The 15833-nt window shown below is 73.2% G+C and carries 13 protein-coding genes; 7 read left to right on the top strand and 6 right to left on the bottom strand.

The window, feature by feature from the left end; genetic code table 11:
• Window positions 1-27: 27 nt before the first annotated feature.
• Complete coding sequence (locus tag AB0I41_RS20520; RefSeq protein WP_357109720.1) at window positions 28-786, top strand: neutral zinc metallopeptidase; 759 nt, start codon at window positions 28-30, stop codon at window positions 784-786.
• 124 nt (window positions 787-910) lie between these two features.
• Window positions 911-1558, top strand: a complete 648-nt coding sequence (locus tag AB0I41_RS20515; protein ID WP_357109717.1) for an HAD family phosphatase — start codon at window positions 911-913, stop codon at window positions 1556-1558.
• 56 nt (window positions 1559-1614) lie between these two features.
• Here the strand turns inward: AB0I41_RS20515 and AB0I41_RS20510 are convergent, their stop codons facing one another.
• From AB0I41_RS20510 to AB0I41_RS20490, 5 genes are all read right to left on the bottom strand, one after another.
• Window positions 1615-4164, bottom strand: a complete 2550-nt coding sequence (locus tag AB0I41_RS20510; protein ID WP_357109714.1) for an FtsX-like permease family protein — start codon at window positions 4162-4164, stop codon at window positions 1615-1617.
• Complete coding sequence (locus AB0I41_RS20505) at window positions 4164-4931, bottom strand: ABC transporter ATP-binding protein (protein ID WP_357109711.1); 768 nt, start codon at window positions 4929-4931, stop codon at window positions 4164-4166. The genes AB0I41_RS20510 and AB0I41_RS20505 overlap by 1 nt, the downstream gene beginning before the upstream one ends.
• A 345-nt stretch (window positions 4932-5276) precedes the next feature.
• Complete coding sequence (locus tag AB0I41_RS20500; protein ID WP_357109708.1) at window positions 5277-5963, bottom strand: response regulator transcription factor; 687 nt, start codon at window positions 5961-5963, stop codon at window positions 5277-5279.
• Window positions 5964-6066: 103 nt separating this feature from the next.
• The gene (locus tag AB0I41_RS20495; RefSeq protein ID WP_357109705.1) at window positions 6067-7257 is read right to left on the bottom strand and encodes a sensor histidine kinase; all 1191 of its coding nucleotides are present in this window, start codon (window positions 7255-7257) and stop codon (window positions 6067-6069) included.
• A 170-nt stretch (window positions 7258-7427) separates the two neighbouring features.
• On the bottom strand, window positions 7428-8342 hold the full coding sequence (locus tag AB0I41_RS20490; RefSeq protein WP_357109702.1) for a PD-(D/E)XK nuclease family protein: 915 nt from the start codon (window positions 8340-8342) through the stop codon (window positions 7428-7430).
• An 81-nt stretch (window positions 8343-8423) separates the two neighbouring features.
• On the opposite strand from AB0I41_RS20490, the gene AB0I41_RS20485 reads away from it, so the two are divergent.
• From AB0I41_RS20485 to AB0I41_RS20475, 3 genes are all read left to right on the top strand, one after another.
• Window positions 8424-9578 carry a site-2 protease family protein gene (locus AB0I41_RS20485; RefSeq protein WP_357109699.1) on the top strand — a complete coding sequence of 385 codons (1155 nt, stop codon included), beginning with the start codon at window positions 8424-8426 and terminating at the stop codon, window positions 9576-9578.
• A 44-nt stretch (window positions 9579-9622) separates the two neighbouring features.
• The gene (locus AB0I41_RS20480; protein ID WP_357109822.1) at window positions 9623-10597 is read left to right on the top strand and encodes a tRNA (adenine-N1)-methyltransferase; all 975 of its coding nucleotides are present in this window, start codon (window positions 9623-9625) and stop codon (window positions 10595-10597) included.
• Between the two features lie 81 nt (window positions 10598-10678).
• Window positions 10679-11251 (top strand): hypothetical protein, encoded by a 573-nt coding sequence (locus tag AB0I41_RS20475; RefSeq protein ID WP_357109696.1) that lies wholly within the window; start codon window positions 10679-10681, stop codon window positions 11249-11251.
• A gap of 77 nt (window positions 11252-11328) precedes the next feature.
• On the opposite strand, the gene AB0I41_RS20470 is transcribed toward AB0I41_RS20475, so the two are convergent.
• A complete protein-coding gene (locus AB0I41_RS20470; RefSeq protein ID WP_091106683.1) occupies window positions 11329-11625 on the bottom strand; it encodes a ferredoxin in 297 nt (98 codons plus the stop codon).
• A gap of 176 nt (window positions 11626-11801) precedes the next feature.
• Between AB0I41_RS20470 and arc the strand changes: the two genes are divergently transcribed.
• The gene (gene arc / locus AB0I41_RS20465; protein WP_357109693.1) at window positions 11802-13583 is read left to right on the top strand and encodes a proteasome ATPase; all 1782 of its coding nucleotides are present in this window, start codon (window positions 11802-11804) and stop codon (window positions 13581-13583) included.
• A 148-nt stretch (window positions 13584-13731) separates the two neighbouring features.
• Window positions 13732-15804 carry a hypothetical protein gene (locus AB0I41_RS20460; RefSeq protein ID WP_357109690.1) on the top strand — a complete coding sequence of 691 codons (2073 nt, stop codon included), beginning with the start codon at window positions 13732-13734 and terminating at the stop codon, window positions 15802-15804.
• Window positions 15805-15833: the final 29 nt, after the last annotated feature.

Raw genomic sequence — 15833 nt, 5'->3', positions numbered from 1 at the left:
TCGACCGCGACGCCTGGGAGGGTAACTGTGACGGCACGCTCGGGACGGCAGTCGCCCGGCTCGCTCGCGGCGGCGCTGGTGGCGCTGGTGGTGGCGGCCGGGTGTGCCGTCGGCGGGGTGGGGGAGAGCGGCCCGCAGGAGCCGCGGGACCCCGCACCACGGCAGTCCGGGCCGGCCACCTCGCCGAGCCCGCAGACCACCCGGGCCGACGGTACCACCAGCGTCGAGGAGTTCAAGACCGACATCGGCGACGCGGTGGACATCGCCGAGCGCTACTGGGCCGCCCAGTTCAAGGCCTCCGGTCAGCAGTTCCGCCCGATCCGCCGGATCGTCCCCTACCAGCGGGAGGGAGAGGTCGCCTGCGGCGGGCAGGCGCTGCCGCGCAACAACGCCGTCTACTGCTCCCAGGGCGACTTCATCGCCTACGACGTCAACTGGGCGGTGGCCGCGTTCCGGCAGGTCGGCGACGCCTTCGTGTTCTACCTGCTCGGCCACGAACACGCCCACGGCATCCAGGTACGCCTCGGCATCCGCTACAGCTTCACCATCCAGCAGGAGTTGCAGGCCGACTGCATGGCCGGGGCGTACCTGGGCGACTCGGTCCGCTCGGGCACCCTCACGCTGGACACGGGCGACCTCGACGAGTTCCGCGAGGGGCTGCTCGCGGTCGGCGACGACCCGGACCAGCCGTGGTTCGCGGAGGGCTCGCACGGCACCGCCGAGCAGCGCACCGACTCGTTCTTCCGCGGCTACGAGAAGTCCCTGGACGCCTGCGACCTCGGCTGAGCGGCATCGGACAGGTCACCTTCGGCGGGGAGGCCGGCGGGCGGTCGGGGTCGGGCTGAGAGGATCGCCCCGACAACAGCCAAGCCGGAGGAGGCCCCCGCTGAGCAGCCCACACCCCGCCGCCGTGCTCTTCGACATGGACGGCACCCTGGTCGACAGCGAGAAGCTCTGGGACGTCGCGCTGCGTGAGCTGGCGGCCGAGTACGGCGGCACGCTCTCCGACGCAGCGCGGCGTGCCATGATCGGCACGAGCATGGCCGAGTCGATGCGGATCCTGCACGACGACCTCGGCCAGCCGGAGCGGGACCCGCAGGTCAGCACCCGCTGGATCGACGCCCGGATCCTGGAGCTGTTCCGCACCGGGCTGCGCTGGCGTCCCGGGGCGCTGGCCCTGCTCGGGGCGGTACGCGCCGCCGGCATCCCCACCGCGCTGGTCACCTCCAGCGGACGTCCGCTGGTCGAGGTGGCCCTGGACACCCTCGGGCGGGACAGCTTCGACGCGGTGGTCTGCGGCGACGAGGTCGACTCGGCGAAGCCGCATCCCGAGCCGTACCTGACCGCGGCCCGGCTGCTGGGCGTGCCGATCGGCCGGTGCGTGGCGATCGAGGACTCGCCGACCGGGGTGGCCAGTGCGCTTGCCGCCGGTGCGGCGGTGCTGGCCGTGCCGGCGGAGGTGCCGATCGCGCCGATCGACGGCGTACACCAGGTGGAGAGCCTGACCGGGGCGGACCTGGAGCTGCTGGCCGCGTTGCTCGGCGAGCCGCTGGCCTGACCATGCGCGAGGGGCCCCGCCGGTCGGCGGGGCCCCTCGTCGTGGAGTGCTTCGGGTCAGTCGTGGGCGATGGCGCCCAGCACGTTGATCCGCGCGGCCCGCACCGCGGGCAGCACCGCGGCGATCACCCCGATGATCGCGGCCAGCCCGAGGAAGAGCCCCATCTGGCCCCAGGGCAGGATCAAATCGGTGATGCCCTCGTCCTTGAGCGCCTCGACCACGGCCGCGCCGAGGCCGGTGCCGACCACCACGCCGAGCAGCGCGCCGAAGATCGAGATCACCACCGCCTCGACGGTGATCATCCGCATGGTCTGCGCCCGGCGCAGCCCGATCGCCCGGAGCAGTCCCAGCTCCCGGGTCCGCTCCAGCACCGACAGGGCCAGCGTGTTGATGATGCCGAGCACCGCGATCACGATGGCCAGCGCCAGCAGGATCTGGATCATCTGCAGCGGGGTGTCCAGCATGCTGGTCTGCTGCTTGATGAAGGCGGCCCGGTCGGCCACCGACACCTCGGGGCTGTCGGCGAGCAGCGTCTCGACCTGCGGCTGCACGTCGGCGACCCGGGTGCCGGGGGCGAGCTGCAGGAAGCCCTGGATCGGCTGCGGGATGGCGAAGTCCCGTACGGCCTGCGGCGGCAGCGTCACCGGGTTGGTCAGCTGCGAGCTCTCGTAGATCCCGCTGACCGTGTACGTGTGCGCCTGGCCCCGGGACAGCTGGACGGTGACCTGTGAGCCGACCGACACGTTGCGGGACTTCGCGGTGTCGGAGCTGAACAGCATCTGGTCCGGCCCCAGCCGGCTGATGTCACCGGCGGTGGCCTTCGCCCCGAAGATCCGCTCCAGCGCGGCGGCGTTGCTCGACGCCGCCACCCAGGTGCGCTCGCCGTTGACCACCGCCATGTCGCCGTACTCGCCGTCGACCAGCTGCACACCCGGGATGGCCGCCGCCTTGTCCAGCACCGCCGGGTCGAAGCTCGGCGGTCGCGGACCGCCCTGCGCCCCGGAGATCACCAGCTCGGCCTTGATCTGGTCCTCGGCCAGCGCGCTGATGCTGCCCTTGGCCGAGTCGAGGATCACCGTCACGCCGGTGACCAGCGCGATGCCGACCATCAGCGCGGCCGCGGTGATCGCGGTGCGGCGCGGGTTGCGGCCGGAGTTGAGCCGGCCCAGCTTGCCCGGCACCGACCAGGCGAACAGCGCCCCGAGCAGGGACACCACCGGCCGGCTGATCAGCGGGGTCAGCAGCGCCACCCCGATGAAGGCGAACAGCACCCCGCCGAGGATGGTCGCCAGGGTGTTGTCCCCGGCGTTGCCGCTGAGCCCCAGGAAGAGCAGGCCGGCGCCGATCGCGGTGACGATCCCGCCGGCCACCGTCACCTTGGTCAGCGGGCGGTCCGGGGTGGCCACGTCCTGCATCGCCGCGATCGGCGGGATCCGCGACGCCCGCAGCGCCGGCAGCAGCGCCGCCACCACGGTGATCACCAGACCCACCGAGAACGCGCCGATCACCGCCGCCGCCGGCACCCCGATCCCGGCCAGGGCGAGCCCGCCGGCCAGCTTGCCGAACAGGTACGCCAGCAGCGCCCCGACCCCGACGCCGGCGGCCAGGCCCAGCACGGAGGCGATCAGGCCCACCGCCACGGCCTCCAGCACCACCGAGCCGATGATCTGCCGACCGCTGGCCCCGATGGCCCGCATCAGGGCCAGCTCCCGGGTCCGCTGGGCCACGATGATCGAGAAGGTGTTGAGGATGAGGAAGGTGCCGACCAGCAGCGCCACCGCGGCGAAGCCGAGCAGGATCTTGTTGAAGAAGGACAGCCCCTCCTTCAGCCCGGCCGAGGCGTCGGCGGAGAGTTGCTCGCCGGTTTTGACCTCGAAGTCGCCGCCGAGGGCGCCGGCGATGTCGTCGCGCAGGGCGGCCTCGCCGACCCCGTCGGCGGCCTTCACGCTGATGTTGGTGAACACGTCCGGCTCGCCGAGCATCAGCCGCTGCGCCACCGGGGTGGTGAAGGCGACCTCGTTGGCGCCACCCAGGGAGTCCCGGTCACCGCTGTAACCGAAGACACCCACCAGGGTGAACTCCTTCTTCGGCTCCAGGGTCAGCACGCCCACCCGGTCGCCGACCTTCACCTTCGCCGCCTTCGCCAGCGCCCCGTTGACGACGATCTCGTCGTCGGCGCGCGGCTCGCGGCCCTCACGCATCCTGACCAGGTCGCTCTCGCCCACCCAGTTCTGGCCGAGCTGCGGCGGCCCGAACGAGGTGACCACCTTGCCGTTGCTGCCGATCAGGCGGGCGCCGTCGGCGGCGACGATCCCGGTGGCCTCGGCCACCCCGCCGACCGTGCGCACCTTCTCCAGCGTCGCGGCCGGGATCGACCCGGCCACCTGCTCACCCTCGGTCTCGCTGAGCGCGACCTTCGGCTTGGCGGAGACGTTGACGTCCACCCCCTCGTACGCGTCGGCGAAGACCGCGTCGAACGAGCGGCCGAGCGTGTCGGTGAGCACGAACGCGCCGGAGACGAACATGACGCCCAGCACCACGGCCAGGCCGGAGAGGATGAGGCGCACCTTGCGCGCCAGCAGGCTCTTCCACGTCGCGCGGAACATCAGTTCGCCACCTCGGCCGGCGTGTCGAGCTTCTTCATGGTGTCCAGCACGGTGTCGGCGGTCGGCTCGATCAGCTCCGAGACGACCTGCCCGTCGGCGAGGAAGATGACCCGGTCGGCGTACGCGGCGGCGGTCGGGTCGTGGGTGACCATCACGATGGTCTGGCCGTGCTCGCGGACCGAGTTGCGCAGGAAGTTCAGCACCTCCGCGCCGGAGCGGGAGTCCAGGTTGCCCGTCGGCTCGTCGGCGAAGATCACCTCGGGTCGGGCGACCAGCGCCCGGGCGCACGCCACCCGCTGCTGCTGACCACCCGACAGCTGCGCCGGGCGATGCCCCAGCCGGTCCCGCAGGCCCACCGTGTCGATCACCGTGTCGTACCAGGCCTGGTCGGGCTTGCGGCCGGCGATCGACATCGGCAGCAGGATGTTCTCCTCGGCGGTCAGCGTCGGCAGCAGGTTGAACTGCTGGAAGACGAAACCGACCTTGTCCCGCCGCAGTTTCGTCAGGCCGGCGTCGCCGAGCCCGGTCACCGTGGTGTCGCCGATGTGCACGGTGCCCCGGGTGACCGAGTCCAGCCCGGCCAGGCAGTGCATCAGCGTCGACTTGCCCGAACCCGACGGGCCCATGATCGCCGTGAACCGGCCGCGCTCGAACTCGGCGCTCACCCCCTGCAGTGCGGCGACCTGCGCCTCACCGCTGCCGTACACCTTCCACACGTCGCTGGCCCTGGCCGCGGCCTGCGCCTGCCGGCCTACCATCGCGGTCACGTCATCTACCTCTTCCGTCTGCTTGCGGTGTCCCCGCCGCCCCCGCTGGTCGGTGGGGCTGGTTCCATCCTCGGTGCCGCGCGCCCCGCTTCCGTCCGACTCCCGGCGGAGCGGATGCGGATTTCCCGCTGCGGGTCGGCCCGGAGCCCGGCTCAGGGTTGCCCCTGAGCCGGCGGCCGATCGAGCGTGTTCCACCCGCCAGAACGGCGCCGGAACCGACGCTAGGACCTGACGTCACGTCATGGTCAACCGCGCCGCGCCGTCTTTTGTGACGGTAGGTGACGACGACAACCGCGTCGTCGCCCCTCCGGCGACCCCTCGCGTACGCTCCGCGACGTAGTCGCCTCACGCCTTCGGGCGCACCAGGCCCGACTCGTACGCCAGCACCACCGCCTGCACCCGGTCGCGCAGCCCCAGCTTGGTCAGCACGTGCCCGACGTGGGTCTTGATGGTGGTCTCGCTGACCGACAGCGCCGCGGCGATCTCGGCGTTGGACAGCCCCCGGGCCACCTGCACCAGCACCTCCCGCTCCCGTTCGGTGAGCGAGTTGAGCGCCTTCGGCGGGGTGGCCGCCGGGTCCGGGAGCACGTTGGCGAAGCGGTCCAGCAGCCGCTTGAGGATTCGTGGCGCGACCACCGCCTCCCCGGCGGCGACCGTGCGGATCGCGGTGACCAGGTCCTCCGCCGGCACGTCCTTGGCCAGGAAGCCGCTCGCCCCGGCGCGCAACGCCCCCACCACGTACTCGTCCAGGTCGAAGGTGGTCAGGATGAGCACCCGCACCGGCAGCCGGGCGTCGACGATGGCCCGGGTGGCCGCCACCCCGTCCATCCGGGGCATCCGGATGTCCATCAGCACCACGTCCGGCAGCAGCCGCCGGGACAGCTCCACCGCCTCCTGGCCGTCCCCGGCCTCGGCCACGATGTCCAGGTCCTCCTCGGTGCCCAGCACCATCCGGAAGCCGGTACGCAGCAGCGGCTGGTCGTCGGCGAGCAGGATCCGTACCGGCCGCGCCGGAGCCGTGCCGTCGCTCATGAGGTCTCCCTGTCGTGCTGGTCGGGCCGTCGGGCCCGGTGGCCGTCGCGGTGGCGGGCGCGCCGGCGCTGCCCGGCCCGCCCGCGGCCGGGATGCTTCCCGGTCACGCCGGGACCCCGACCGGCTCCACCGGGATCCTCGCCGAGACCCGGAATCCGCCGCCCGGTCGGGGACCGGTCCGCAGGGTCCCACCGTAGAGGCCGACCCGCTCCCGCATGCCGACCAGGCCGTGCCCGATCCGGTCGGGTCCCGGACCCGGCCCGCGCCCGGTGTCGGTGACCTCCACCGTCAGGCATCCGTCGGAGACGGTGAGCCGCACCTGCGCGGTGGCCTGTCCGGCGTGCTTGAGCGCGTTGGTCAACGCCTCCTGCACGATCCGGTAGACCGTCAGCGACACGCCCTCCTCCACCGGCCCGGGTGTGCCCTCCACGTGCAGGGTCACCGGCAGTCCGGCTTCCCGCACCTGCTCGACCAGCGCCTCGATCCCCGCCAGGCCGGGCTGCGGGGCCAGCTCCGCCGCCGGCTCCGCGTCGGTGCGCAGCACGTCGAGCAGGCGGCGCATCTCGCGCAGGGTGACCCGGCTGGTGTCCTCGATGGTGGCGATCGCCTCGTCCGCGGCGTCCAGGTCGCGGCGCAGCACCCGGCGCGCCCCGGTGGCCAGCACCCCCATCACGCTCACGTGGTGGGCGACCACGTCGTGCAGCTCCCGGGCGATCCGGCGCCGCTCGTCGGCGACCGCCTGCTCGGCCAGCGAACGCTGGTTCTGCTCGGCGACCCGGGCCCGCTCCCGCAGCACCCGCACCGATGTGCGGCGCGCCTGCACCGCCCGCCCCACCGCGTACGACAGCAGGGCGGTGAGCAGGTTGTTGAGCAGCAGGTAACCGGGGCCCACCGCCAGGATCCCGTCCGGCGGGGCGACCAGGTTGGCCACCGCCACCGGCACCCAGAGCAGCACCGCGGCGAGCACCGCCGGCCGCGCCGGCCGGTGCGCGGCCATCGTGTACGTCAGCACCATGAACGTCAGGCCCTGCGTGCCGGGGGCGTGCCCGAGCAGGGTCGGCAGTGCCAGGGTGGCCACCGCGAGGCCCACCGCCGCCCACGGGGCGACCCGGCGCAGCGCCACCGGGGCGGCTGCGAGCAGGCTCCAGGCCAGCGCGGCCGGCAGCCGCCCGGGCCAGAACTCCGGTGGGGTGAGCAGCAGGAAGGCGACCTCCAGCAGCACCAGGGCGACGGCGAAGAGCGCGTCGCCGGCGAGCGGTCGGCGCTGCCACCATCGCGCGGGTCCGTCGGTCATACCGCGACGCTAGCCGCCGCCCGGCGCGTGAGCTCGTCGCCGACGGTGAACCGGCCCTCCTCCTCGGGGAGGAGATGCCCTCGGCCGTTCGGGCGGCCGGCCGACGGATGCCCTGGTGGCAGCCCCCGCCGCTGCGCTCGACCGGGCGGGCGCGTGGCGGCGCCGGCGAGTCACTCGTCGGCGCCGGGGGCGGCCGGACGGGATCGGGCGTCGCGCAGCGGGTCGGCGGCCGCCGACCGGTCCGGAAACGGCGGCGGGGTGCCGCCGAAGGTCGGGCAGTGCGCCTGGTGGCTGCACCAGTCGCAGAGCCGGCTCGGCCGGGGGCGGAAATCCTGCCGCTCGGTGGCCTGCTCGATCGCCTGCCAGAGGGCCACCACCGTGCGCTCGAAGCGCAGCAGCTCCTCGGCGTCGGGCGAGTAGTCGCAGACCTCGGCGTCCTTGAGGTAGAGCAGGCGCAGCACCCGCGGCACCACCCCCCGGGTACGCCACAGCACCAGCGCGTAGAACTTCAGCTGGAACAGCGCCCGGGCCTCGAACGCCTCCCGGGGCGCGCCGCCGGTCTTGTAGTCGACCACCCGCAGCGCGCCGTCCGGCGCGACGTCGAGGCGGTCGAGGTAGCCCCGGATGAGCAACTGCTCGTCGACCACGGCCGAGATCAGGCTCTCCCGCTCGGCCGGCTCCAGCCGGCGCGGGTCCTCCACCGCGAAGTAGCCCTCCAGCAGCGCCGCCGCCGAGCGCAGGAACTCGGCGGTGCCCGCCTCGTCGCCGGGGTCGAACAGCCCGGCCAGCTCGGGCTGCTCGGTGACCAGCCGGTCCCACTGCGGGGCGACCAGCCCGCCGGCGGCGTCCGGGGTGCGCCCGCCGGCCGGCAGGTCGAACAGCCGCTCCAGCACCGCGTGCACCAGGGTGCCCCGGGCCTGCTCCACCGTCGGGCGCTCGGGCAGCCGGTCGATGCTGCGGAACCGGTAGAGCAGCGGGCAGGTCTTGAAATCCGCCGCCCGCGACGGCGACAACGACGCCCGGATCGTGGTCGGCAGCGCCGCCGCCGGAGTGGCCTGCTGGTCGATCACCGGTTCCGCCGTCATGCCCCGAAGGTTAGGGCACCGGTGTGACAGGGCCGTGATCGCCGCACCGGAGCATGATCCGCACCGCGTAGCATCGGGGCGGTGAACTCCCGCACCCGAGCACCACGCCGGCCCGGCCGGCGTCCCGGCCTGACCGTGGGTCGGGTGTTCGGGGTGCCGCTGCACGTCAACGTCTCGATGCTGCTGCTGACCCTGCTGATCACCGTGACGTACGCCGAGTTCGCCCGCGACCAGCTCGGCCTCGGCCCGCTGGGCGGCTACCTGATCGGCCTCGGCTTCGTCGTCTCGCTGCTCGGCTCCGTGCTGCTGCACGAGCTCGGACACGCGCTGACCGCCCGCCGGCACGGCATCGGTGTGCGCGGGATCACCCTGGAACTGCTCGGCGGCTACACCGAGATGGACTCCGACGCCCCCACCCCCCGGGTCGACCTGCTGGTCTCCCTGGCCGGGCCGGCGGTCTCCGCCGTGCTCGGCGCGCTCGCCGTCGGCCTCACCCTGGCCCTGCCCGAGCACACCCTGGCCCACCAGCTCGCCCTGCAGCTGGCGCTGAGCAACGTCATCGTCGCGCTGTTCAACATCCTGCCCGGGCTGCCGCTGGACGGCGGCCGGGCACTGCGCGCCGCGGTCTGGGCGCTCACCCGGGACCGGCACCGGGCCACCGAGATCGCCGGCTGGGTGGGGCGCGCCGTCGCGGTCGGCACGGCGGTGCTGGTGGTGCTGCTCACCGTCGAGCGGCTGCTGGTGCCGCTGGCTCTGCCGCTGATGCTGCTGGTCGCCGTCACCCTGTGGCGCGGCGCCGGCCAGTCGATCCGGTACGCCCGGATCAGCCGCCGCGTCCCGCAGATCGACCTGGCCCGGCTGGCCCGGCCCGTCTTCGGCGTGCCCACCGGCACCCCGCTGGCCGAGGCGCAGCGCCGGCACGCCGCGCAGGGGCCGGCCGGGGCGGCGGTCATCGTGGTCGACGGCGCCGGCCGGCCGGTCGCCCTGGTGGACCCGGCCGCCGCGGACGCCGTACCCCCGGAACGCCGGCCCTGGGTGGCGGTGGACGCCGTGGCCCGGTCGCTGGACCGGCTGCCCGCGCTGGCGGCCGGGCTCGCCGGCGACCGGGTCATGGAGACGGTGCAGAGCCACCCGGCCGCACAGTACGTGGTGACGGCAGGCGAAGATGTCGTCGGCGTTCTGTACATCGGGGATCTCGCTCAGGTCCTCGAACCCACACGGAAGATGAACAGGTGACCGCAGCACATCCCTCCGCCCTCCCGGCCGATCCCGGCACACCGGTGCCCGCCGCCGTCCCGGAGCTGCCCCCGGTGCACCGCGGGCCGTTCCGCCCCGGTGACCGGGTGCAGCTGACCGACCCGAAGGGGCGGATGCACACGGTCGTCCTGGAGCCCGGCAAGGCGTTCCACACGCACCGCGGCATCCTGGAGCACGACGCGCTGATCGGGCAGCCCGACGGCAGCGTGGTGACCACCTCCGGCGGTGGCACCGCGTTCCTCGCGCTGCGCCCGTTGCTGTCGGACTACGTGCTGTCCATGCCGCGCGGCGCGCAGGTGATCTACCCGAAGGACTCGGCGCAGATCGTCGCGATGGGCGACATCTTCCCCGGCGCCAAGGTGCTGGAGGCGGGCGCGGGCTCCGGGGCGCTGACCTGTTCCCTGCTGCGCGCCGTCGGCACCGGCGGCGAGCTGCACTCCTACGAGATGCGCGACGACTTCGCCCAGATCGCCCGGCGCAACGTCGAGGCCTTCTTCGGCGCCCCGCACCCGGCCTGGACGCTGCACGTCGGCGACGTCGCCGACTGCCCGGAGACCGGTTTCGACCGGATCATCCTGGACATGCTCACTCCGTGGGAGACCCTGGACATGGTCGAGCGGGCGCTGCTGCCCGGCGGGGTGTTCGTCGGCTACGTCGCCACCACCCCGCAGCTGTCCGAGCTGGTGGAGGCGCTGCGCGAACGTGGCGGCTGGACCGAGCCACGGGCCTGGGAGTCGCTGGTGCGCGACTGGCACGCCGAGGGCCTTGCGGTCCGCCCGGACCACCGGATGATCGCGCACACCGCGTTCCTGGTCTCCGCGCGTAAGCTCGCCCCGGGCGTCACCGCCCCGCCGCGGCGTCGCAAGCCCAGCAAGGGCGCCGAGGCGTACGCCGAGCGCCGGCAGGCGCTGCGGGAGGCCGAGGCGGCCCGCCAGGCGGCGGCCGCCCGGGCCGCCGGGACGGAACCCGCCGCCTCGGGCGGGGCGGACGGGTCGTGACGGCGGGGCGGGGCGGCTGGGAGTGATCGGGCGGATTCCGCCGGCCGGTGCGGGTCGGCGGCGCGACCTGGGGGAGATGGCATGAGTCGGCCGGGCTTCGGCGGTGGGGATCTGCCGGCCGTGTTCCCGGACTGGTCGCCCTACCAGGACCTCGAATCGGCGGCGCGGGCCTACCTACGGGACCCGGACATCGCCCTGGAGTCGCTCGGTGGGGTGCTGCGGGGCGCGTCCGTGCTCGGCTTCACCCTGGAACGCTTCGTCAACGAGGTCAACGGGGTGTGGCAGGAGGTCGTCGTCTGCGACGGCAGCCGCCTGGTGCTCTGGCACGGCGAGGACGTGCCGCCGGGGGAGGGGCCGCCCGGGTCGATGACCTCGTCGCTGCGGGTGGTGCCGGTCTCCACCGTCACCGAGGTCGGCTGCCGGCGGCGGCTGACCCGCGCCGACAGCGGCGAGGTCCGGGTCGACAGCATCGACGTCTACCTGCTGCTGACCTCGCTGGACGAGGCGCCGCCGGGCGACGAGATCGCCGGGGCGCCCCGGCACGACGCGCTGCGCTTCGGCAAGACGCTCGACGACGGCGGGGCCGGCCAGATCGCCCGGCTGGAGGAGTTCGCCCGGCTCGTCGCCTCCGTGGTGGGCCGCCCGCTGCTCTGAGGGCCCATCCGACACGCACGGGGCCGCGGACGACGAGGTCGTCCGCGGCCCGAACGTCCGGCGCCCCGTCGGGCGGGTCAGTCCTCCTCGGCCTCCGGGCCGGCCACCTCGACGCCGTCGCTGCCGCGCACCACGTGGATGCACTCGCCCGGGCACTCCTTGGCGGAGTCGATCACCTCCAGGCGCAGGTGCTCCGGCACGTCGACCCGGCTGCCCGGGGCCAGTCGCAACTCGCCGTCGGGGCCCTTGACGTACGCCAGGCCGTCGACGTCGAACTCGAAGACCTCCGGCGCGTACTGCACGCAGAGCCCGTCGCCCGTGCAGAGATCCTGGTCCACCCAGACCTGCAGCTGGTCCGTCACGACCTCCGCCACGAAGCACCCCCCATGTTCTCCCGTCCCACGCCCCGACGGTACCCGAACGCCCGTACCCGCCCCGGAGGCGACCCTTGGCGATCAAGGTTCGGTGACGAGGGCGTTGCGTAGGACCGAATCGGCCTCATAGCGGCTAGTGTTAGGGCAGAACGTTCAAGCCCCCGGGGAGGTGGGACGTGGCACGCAGCGACGACGCGGACTCGCGCGCCGCACGGTGGGAGAAGGAAGCCCACGATCTCTCCACGCAGGTCGCGTTCCTGCAAGAGGAACTCGCTCTGGTGCGGCGCAAGTTGACCGAAAGCCCCCGACACGTCCGGCAGCTCGAAGAGCGGCTGGCGGCCACCCAGGCACAGTTGGCGCGGCTGACCGAGAACAACGACCGGCTCGTGAGCACCCTCAAGGAGGCTCGCGCGCAGATCGTGACGCTCAAGGAGGAGATCGACCGCCTCGCCCAGCCACCGAGTGGCTACGGCGTCTTCCTCGCGCGGCACGACGACGGCACGGTGGACATCTTCACCGGCGGACGCAAGCTCCGGGTCGCCGTCTCACCCTCGCTGGACGCCACGGAGCTGCGGCGCGGGCAGGAGGTCCTGCTCAACGACGCGCTCAACATCGTCGACGCGTTCGGCTACGAGCGGGTCGGCGAGGTGGTGATGCTCAAGGAGATCCTCACGGGTCCCGACGGCAGCCCCGGCGACCGCGCGCTGGTGGTCTCGCACTCCGACGAGGAGCGCATCGTGCACCTCGCGGAGACCCTGATCGGCTCGCCGATCCGGGCCGGCGACTCGCTCATGATCGAGCCACGCTCGGCGTACGCGTACGAGCGGATCCCGAAGAGCGAGGTCGAGGAGCTGGTCCTGGAGGAGGTGCCCGACGTCGACTACGGCGACATCGGTGGCCTCCAGTCGCAGATCGAGCAGATCCGCGACGCCGTGGAACTGCCCTTCCTGCACGCCGACCTGTTCCGCGAGCACCAGCTCCGGCCGCCGAAGGGCATCCTGCTCTACGGGCCGCCCGGCTGCGGCAAGACGCTGATCGCCAAGGCGGTGGCCAACTCGCTGGCCAAGAAGATCGCCGAGCGGGAGGGCAAGGAGCGGCACACCAGCTTCTTCCTCAACATCAAGGGCCCCGAGCTGCTCAACAAGTACGTCGGCGAGACCGAGCGGCACATCCGGCTGATCTTCCAGCGGGCCCGGGAGAAGGCCGGCGAGGGCACCCCCGTCATCGTCTTCTTCGATGAGATGGACTCCGTCTTCCGCACCCGCGGCTCCGGCGTCTCCTCCGACGTCGAGAACACCATCGTCCCGCAGCTGCTCAGCGAGATCGACGGGGTGGAGGGGCTGGAGAATGTCATCGTGATCGGCGCCTCCAACCGGGAGGACATGATCGACCCGGCCATCCTGCGCCCCGGCCGGCTCGACGTGAAGATCAAGATCGAGCGTCCGGACGCCGAGGCGGCCAAGGACATCTTCTCCAAGTACATCCTCTCCGGGCTGCCCCTGCACCCCGACGACCTGGCCGAGCACGGCGGCGACCCGCAGGCCACCGTGGCGGCGATGATCGACGCGGTCGTGCTGCGGATGTACTCCGAGACCGAGGAGAACCGCTTCCTCGAGGTGACCTACGCCAACGGCGACAAGGAAGTCCTCTACTTCAAGGACTTCAACTCCGGCGCGATGATCCAGAACATCGTCGACCGCGGCAAGAAGATGGCGATCAAGGAGTTCCTCACCTCCGGGCGCAAGGGCCTGCGACTGCAGCACCTGCTCGACGCCTGCGTCGACGAGTTCCGCGAGAACGAGGATCTGCCCAACACCACCAACCCGGACGACTGGGCCCGCATCTCGGGCAAGAAGGGCGAACGGATCGTCTACATCCGTACGCTCGTCTCCGGCGGCAAGGGCGCCGAGGCCGGACGTTCCATCGAGACCGCCAGCAACACCGGCCAGTACCTCTGACCGGACGACGAAGAAGGCCCGTGGCGCAGGCCGCGGGCCTTCTTCGCACGTCACGACACGTTCATCTGGGCGATGCGTCCCCAGCGGGAGGAATGCCGGACTCGTCGGTACACTTCCTCCACCGCCGTCGACCCGCCCGAGGAGCCTCGTGTCGTCCGAGCTCACCGTCGTCGACCCGCCGGCCACCACGGCGGCCGAGGACGCGCACCCGCCCGCCCCGACCCGACACCCCTGGCGACACGCGCCGGTGGTGCTGGCGGCGCTCGTGGCGGCCTGGGGCGTACCCGTCGCCGCGCACGCCCTGCACCGCGACTGGCTGCTGCCCCCGCTGGTACTGCTCGCCACCGCCAGCGTCCTGCGCGGCGGCCGCACCCTGCTCGATCGGCTCGTGCTCGCGCTCGCCCTGCTGCTCGGCGCGGCCACCGCCGGCGGGCTGCTCCTCGCGGTCTGGCCCTGGGGGATGCGGCCGGTGCCGCTCACCGGCCTCGCGCTCACCGTGGTCGTCCTCGCCGCCACCGCGTTGCGCCGACGCCCCCGCCTGCCGCGCCCCGGCTGGGTCGACCTGTTCCCCGTCGCCGGCACCGCCGCGATGCTCGGCTACCTCTACGCGCCCTGGCAGCGCACCGCCGACCTCGCCGACCGGCTGACCATCCTCTCCCGCGGCGAGGACAACTGGCGGCATCTCGCCCTCTTCGACGTCGTCGGCCGCCTCGGCGGCTACGCCTTCGTCGACCCCGCCGCCGCCAAGGACCAGATCCTCTCCGAGATGCTCTACTACCCGCAGGGCTGGCACCTGGTGACCGCCATGCTCGACGGCTTCCTCACCCCCATCGGCACCGCGCCCCGCGGCCCGGCCGCCGTCGACCACTACGTCGGCTGGATCATGGCCGGCTTCGGGTTCCTCGTACTGACCCTGCTCTGGGCCGCGCACCGCATCTCCGGCCCCATCCACCCACTGCACCGCACCGTGCTCACCGTCGTCGTCGGCGCGCTCGTCCTCGGCACCCAACTGCCCCGCCTGCTCGTCTCCGGCTTCCCCACCGAGGTCCTCGGGCTCACCCTCACGGTGCTCCTCGCCGCGCTGGTCGGCCGCCCCCTCGCCGGGACTCGCGAACAGGCGGTCCTGCTCGCCGCGCTGCTCGTCGCGATCGGCTTCTCGTACTACCTGTTCCTCCCGCCCGCCGCCGTGTTGGTGCTCTGCTGGGTCCTCGGGCACTGGCGGGAAGCCCTGCGCCGCTGGGCCACCATCGGCGTCGTCGGCCTCGCCGCCGCCCCCCTCGCCCTGGTCGCCCCCCTGCTCGGCGTGCTCCGCGCCAAGCAGACCGAGGCGCTGGACATCAACGGCGGAATCGAGGCCCGCACCGAGGCCTGGCGCGCCCTCATCTGGCTGGGCGGCATCGTCGGGGTGGCCCTGCTCGTCCAGGTTCGCCGCGCCGATCCCACCTGGCGGCGCTGGCTGCTCGTCTCGGCGATCGGTGTCGCCCTGCCGCTGGGCATCGCCCAGTACAACACCACCTCCGGCGTCGAGCCCGGCTACTACTTCATCAAGTCCACCCACCTGGCCACCGCGCTGCTCATCGTCGGCGCCGCCGCCGTGGTCCGGCTGCTGCCCGTACCCCGCCCCGCCCGGTCGCTGCGCGGCGTCGGCTCCACCATCGGCGGCGTCCTCACCGGGATCGTCGTCATGGGCGTCGCCGTGACGCTCTGCGGGGTTACCGGATGGCACCCCAGCCTCCTCATCGCCAACGAGCGGACCTGGACGCAGCGCTGGGTCCACCAGGACCTGAGCCTGCCGTCCAGAGTGGCCTGGGTCTGCGCCGACGCCCAGCAGCGCTACCCCGACCTGCCCGACACCACCACCATCGTCCTCGACCGCGGCCCGTACCGGGGCTACGCCGAGACCCTCTGCTACGACGCCCTGCACGGCACCACCGCGCGCACCGAGCCCGGCGTCTACAGCCTGGACTTCCTCGAACCGGACCGGACCGACCAGATCGTCCGGCGGGTCTCCGGGCCGATCCGCTTCATCGCCACCGACCCCCGCGCCGAGCGCCGGATCCAGCGGCTGATCAGGAAGGACCCGTCGCTGCGCCACCGGATCAGCTGGGTGCCCCTCACCGTCCCCGAGTGCGACGTGCTCCCCGTCGAGCCGCCCCCCGTGCCCGGCGCCCCGCCCGCGACACCACCTCCCGCTGTGCCGGCGTGCCCCCCTGCGCCCTGAGGCGGACTACGCTCGACGTGACGGGGGAC

Origin of the sequence: Micromonospora sp. NPDC050200 (assembly GCF_040656135.1) — a bacterium.
Lineage (GTDB): Bacteria > Actinomycetota > Actinomycetes > Mycobacteriales > Micromonosporaceae > Micromonospora.
The sequence above is the reverse complement of the archived record's forward strand: the minus strand, read 5'-3'. Positions and strand labels throughout refer to the sequence as shown.

What these genes read in the sequence shown, in the direction of transcription:
- AB0I41_RS20510 (WP_357109714.1), bottom strand. Translation starts at nt 4,164, where the DNA reads ATGTTCCGCGCGACGTGGAAGAGCCTGCTGGCGCGCAAGGTGCGCCTC.
- AB0I41_RS20500 (WP_357109708.1), bottom strand. Translation starts at nt 5,963, where the DNA reads ATGAGCGACGGCACGGCTCCGGCGCGGCCGGTACGGATCCTGCTCGCC.
- AB0I41_RS20495 (WP_357109705.1), bottom strand. Translation starts at nt 7,257, where the DNA reads ATGACCGACGGACCCGCGCGATGGTGGCAGCGCCGACCGCTCGCCGGC.
- AB0I41_RS20490 (WP_357109702.1), bottom strand. Translation starts at nt 8,342, where the DNA reads ATGACGGCGGAACCGGTGATCGACCAGCAGGCCACTCCGGCGGCGGCG.
- AB0I41_RS20475 (WP_357109696.1), top strand. Translation starts at nt 10,679, where the DNA reads ATGAGTCGGCCGGGCTTCGGCGGTGGGGATCTGCCGGCCGTGTTCCCG.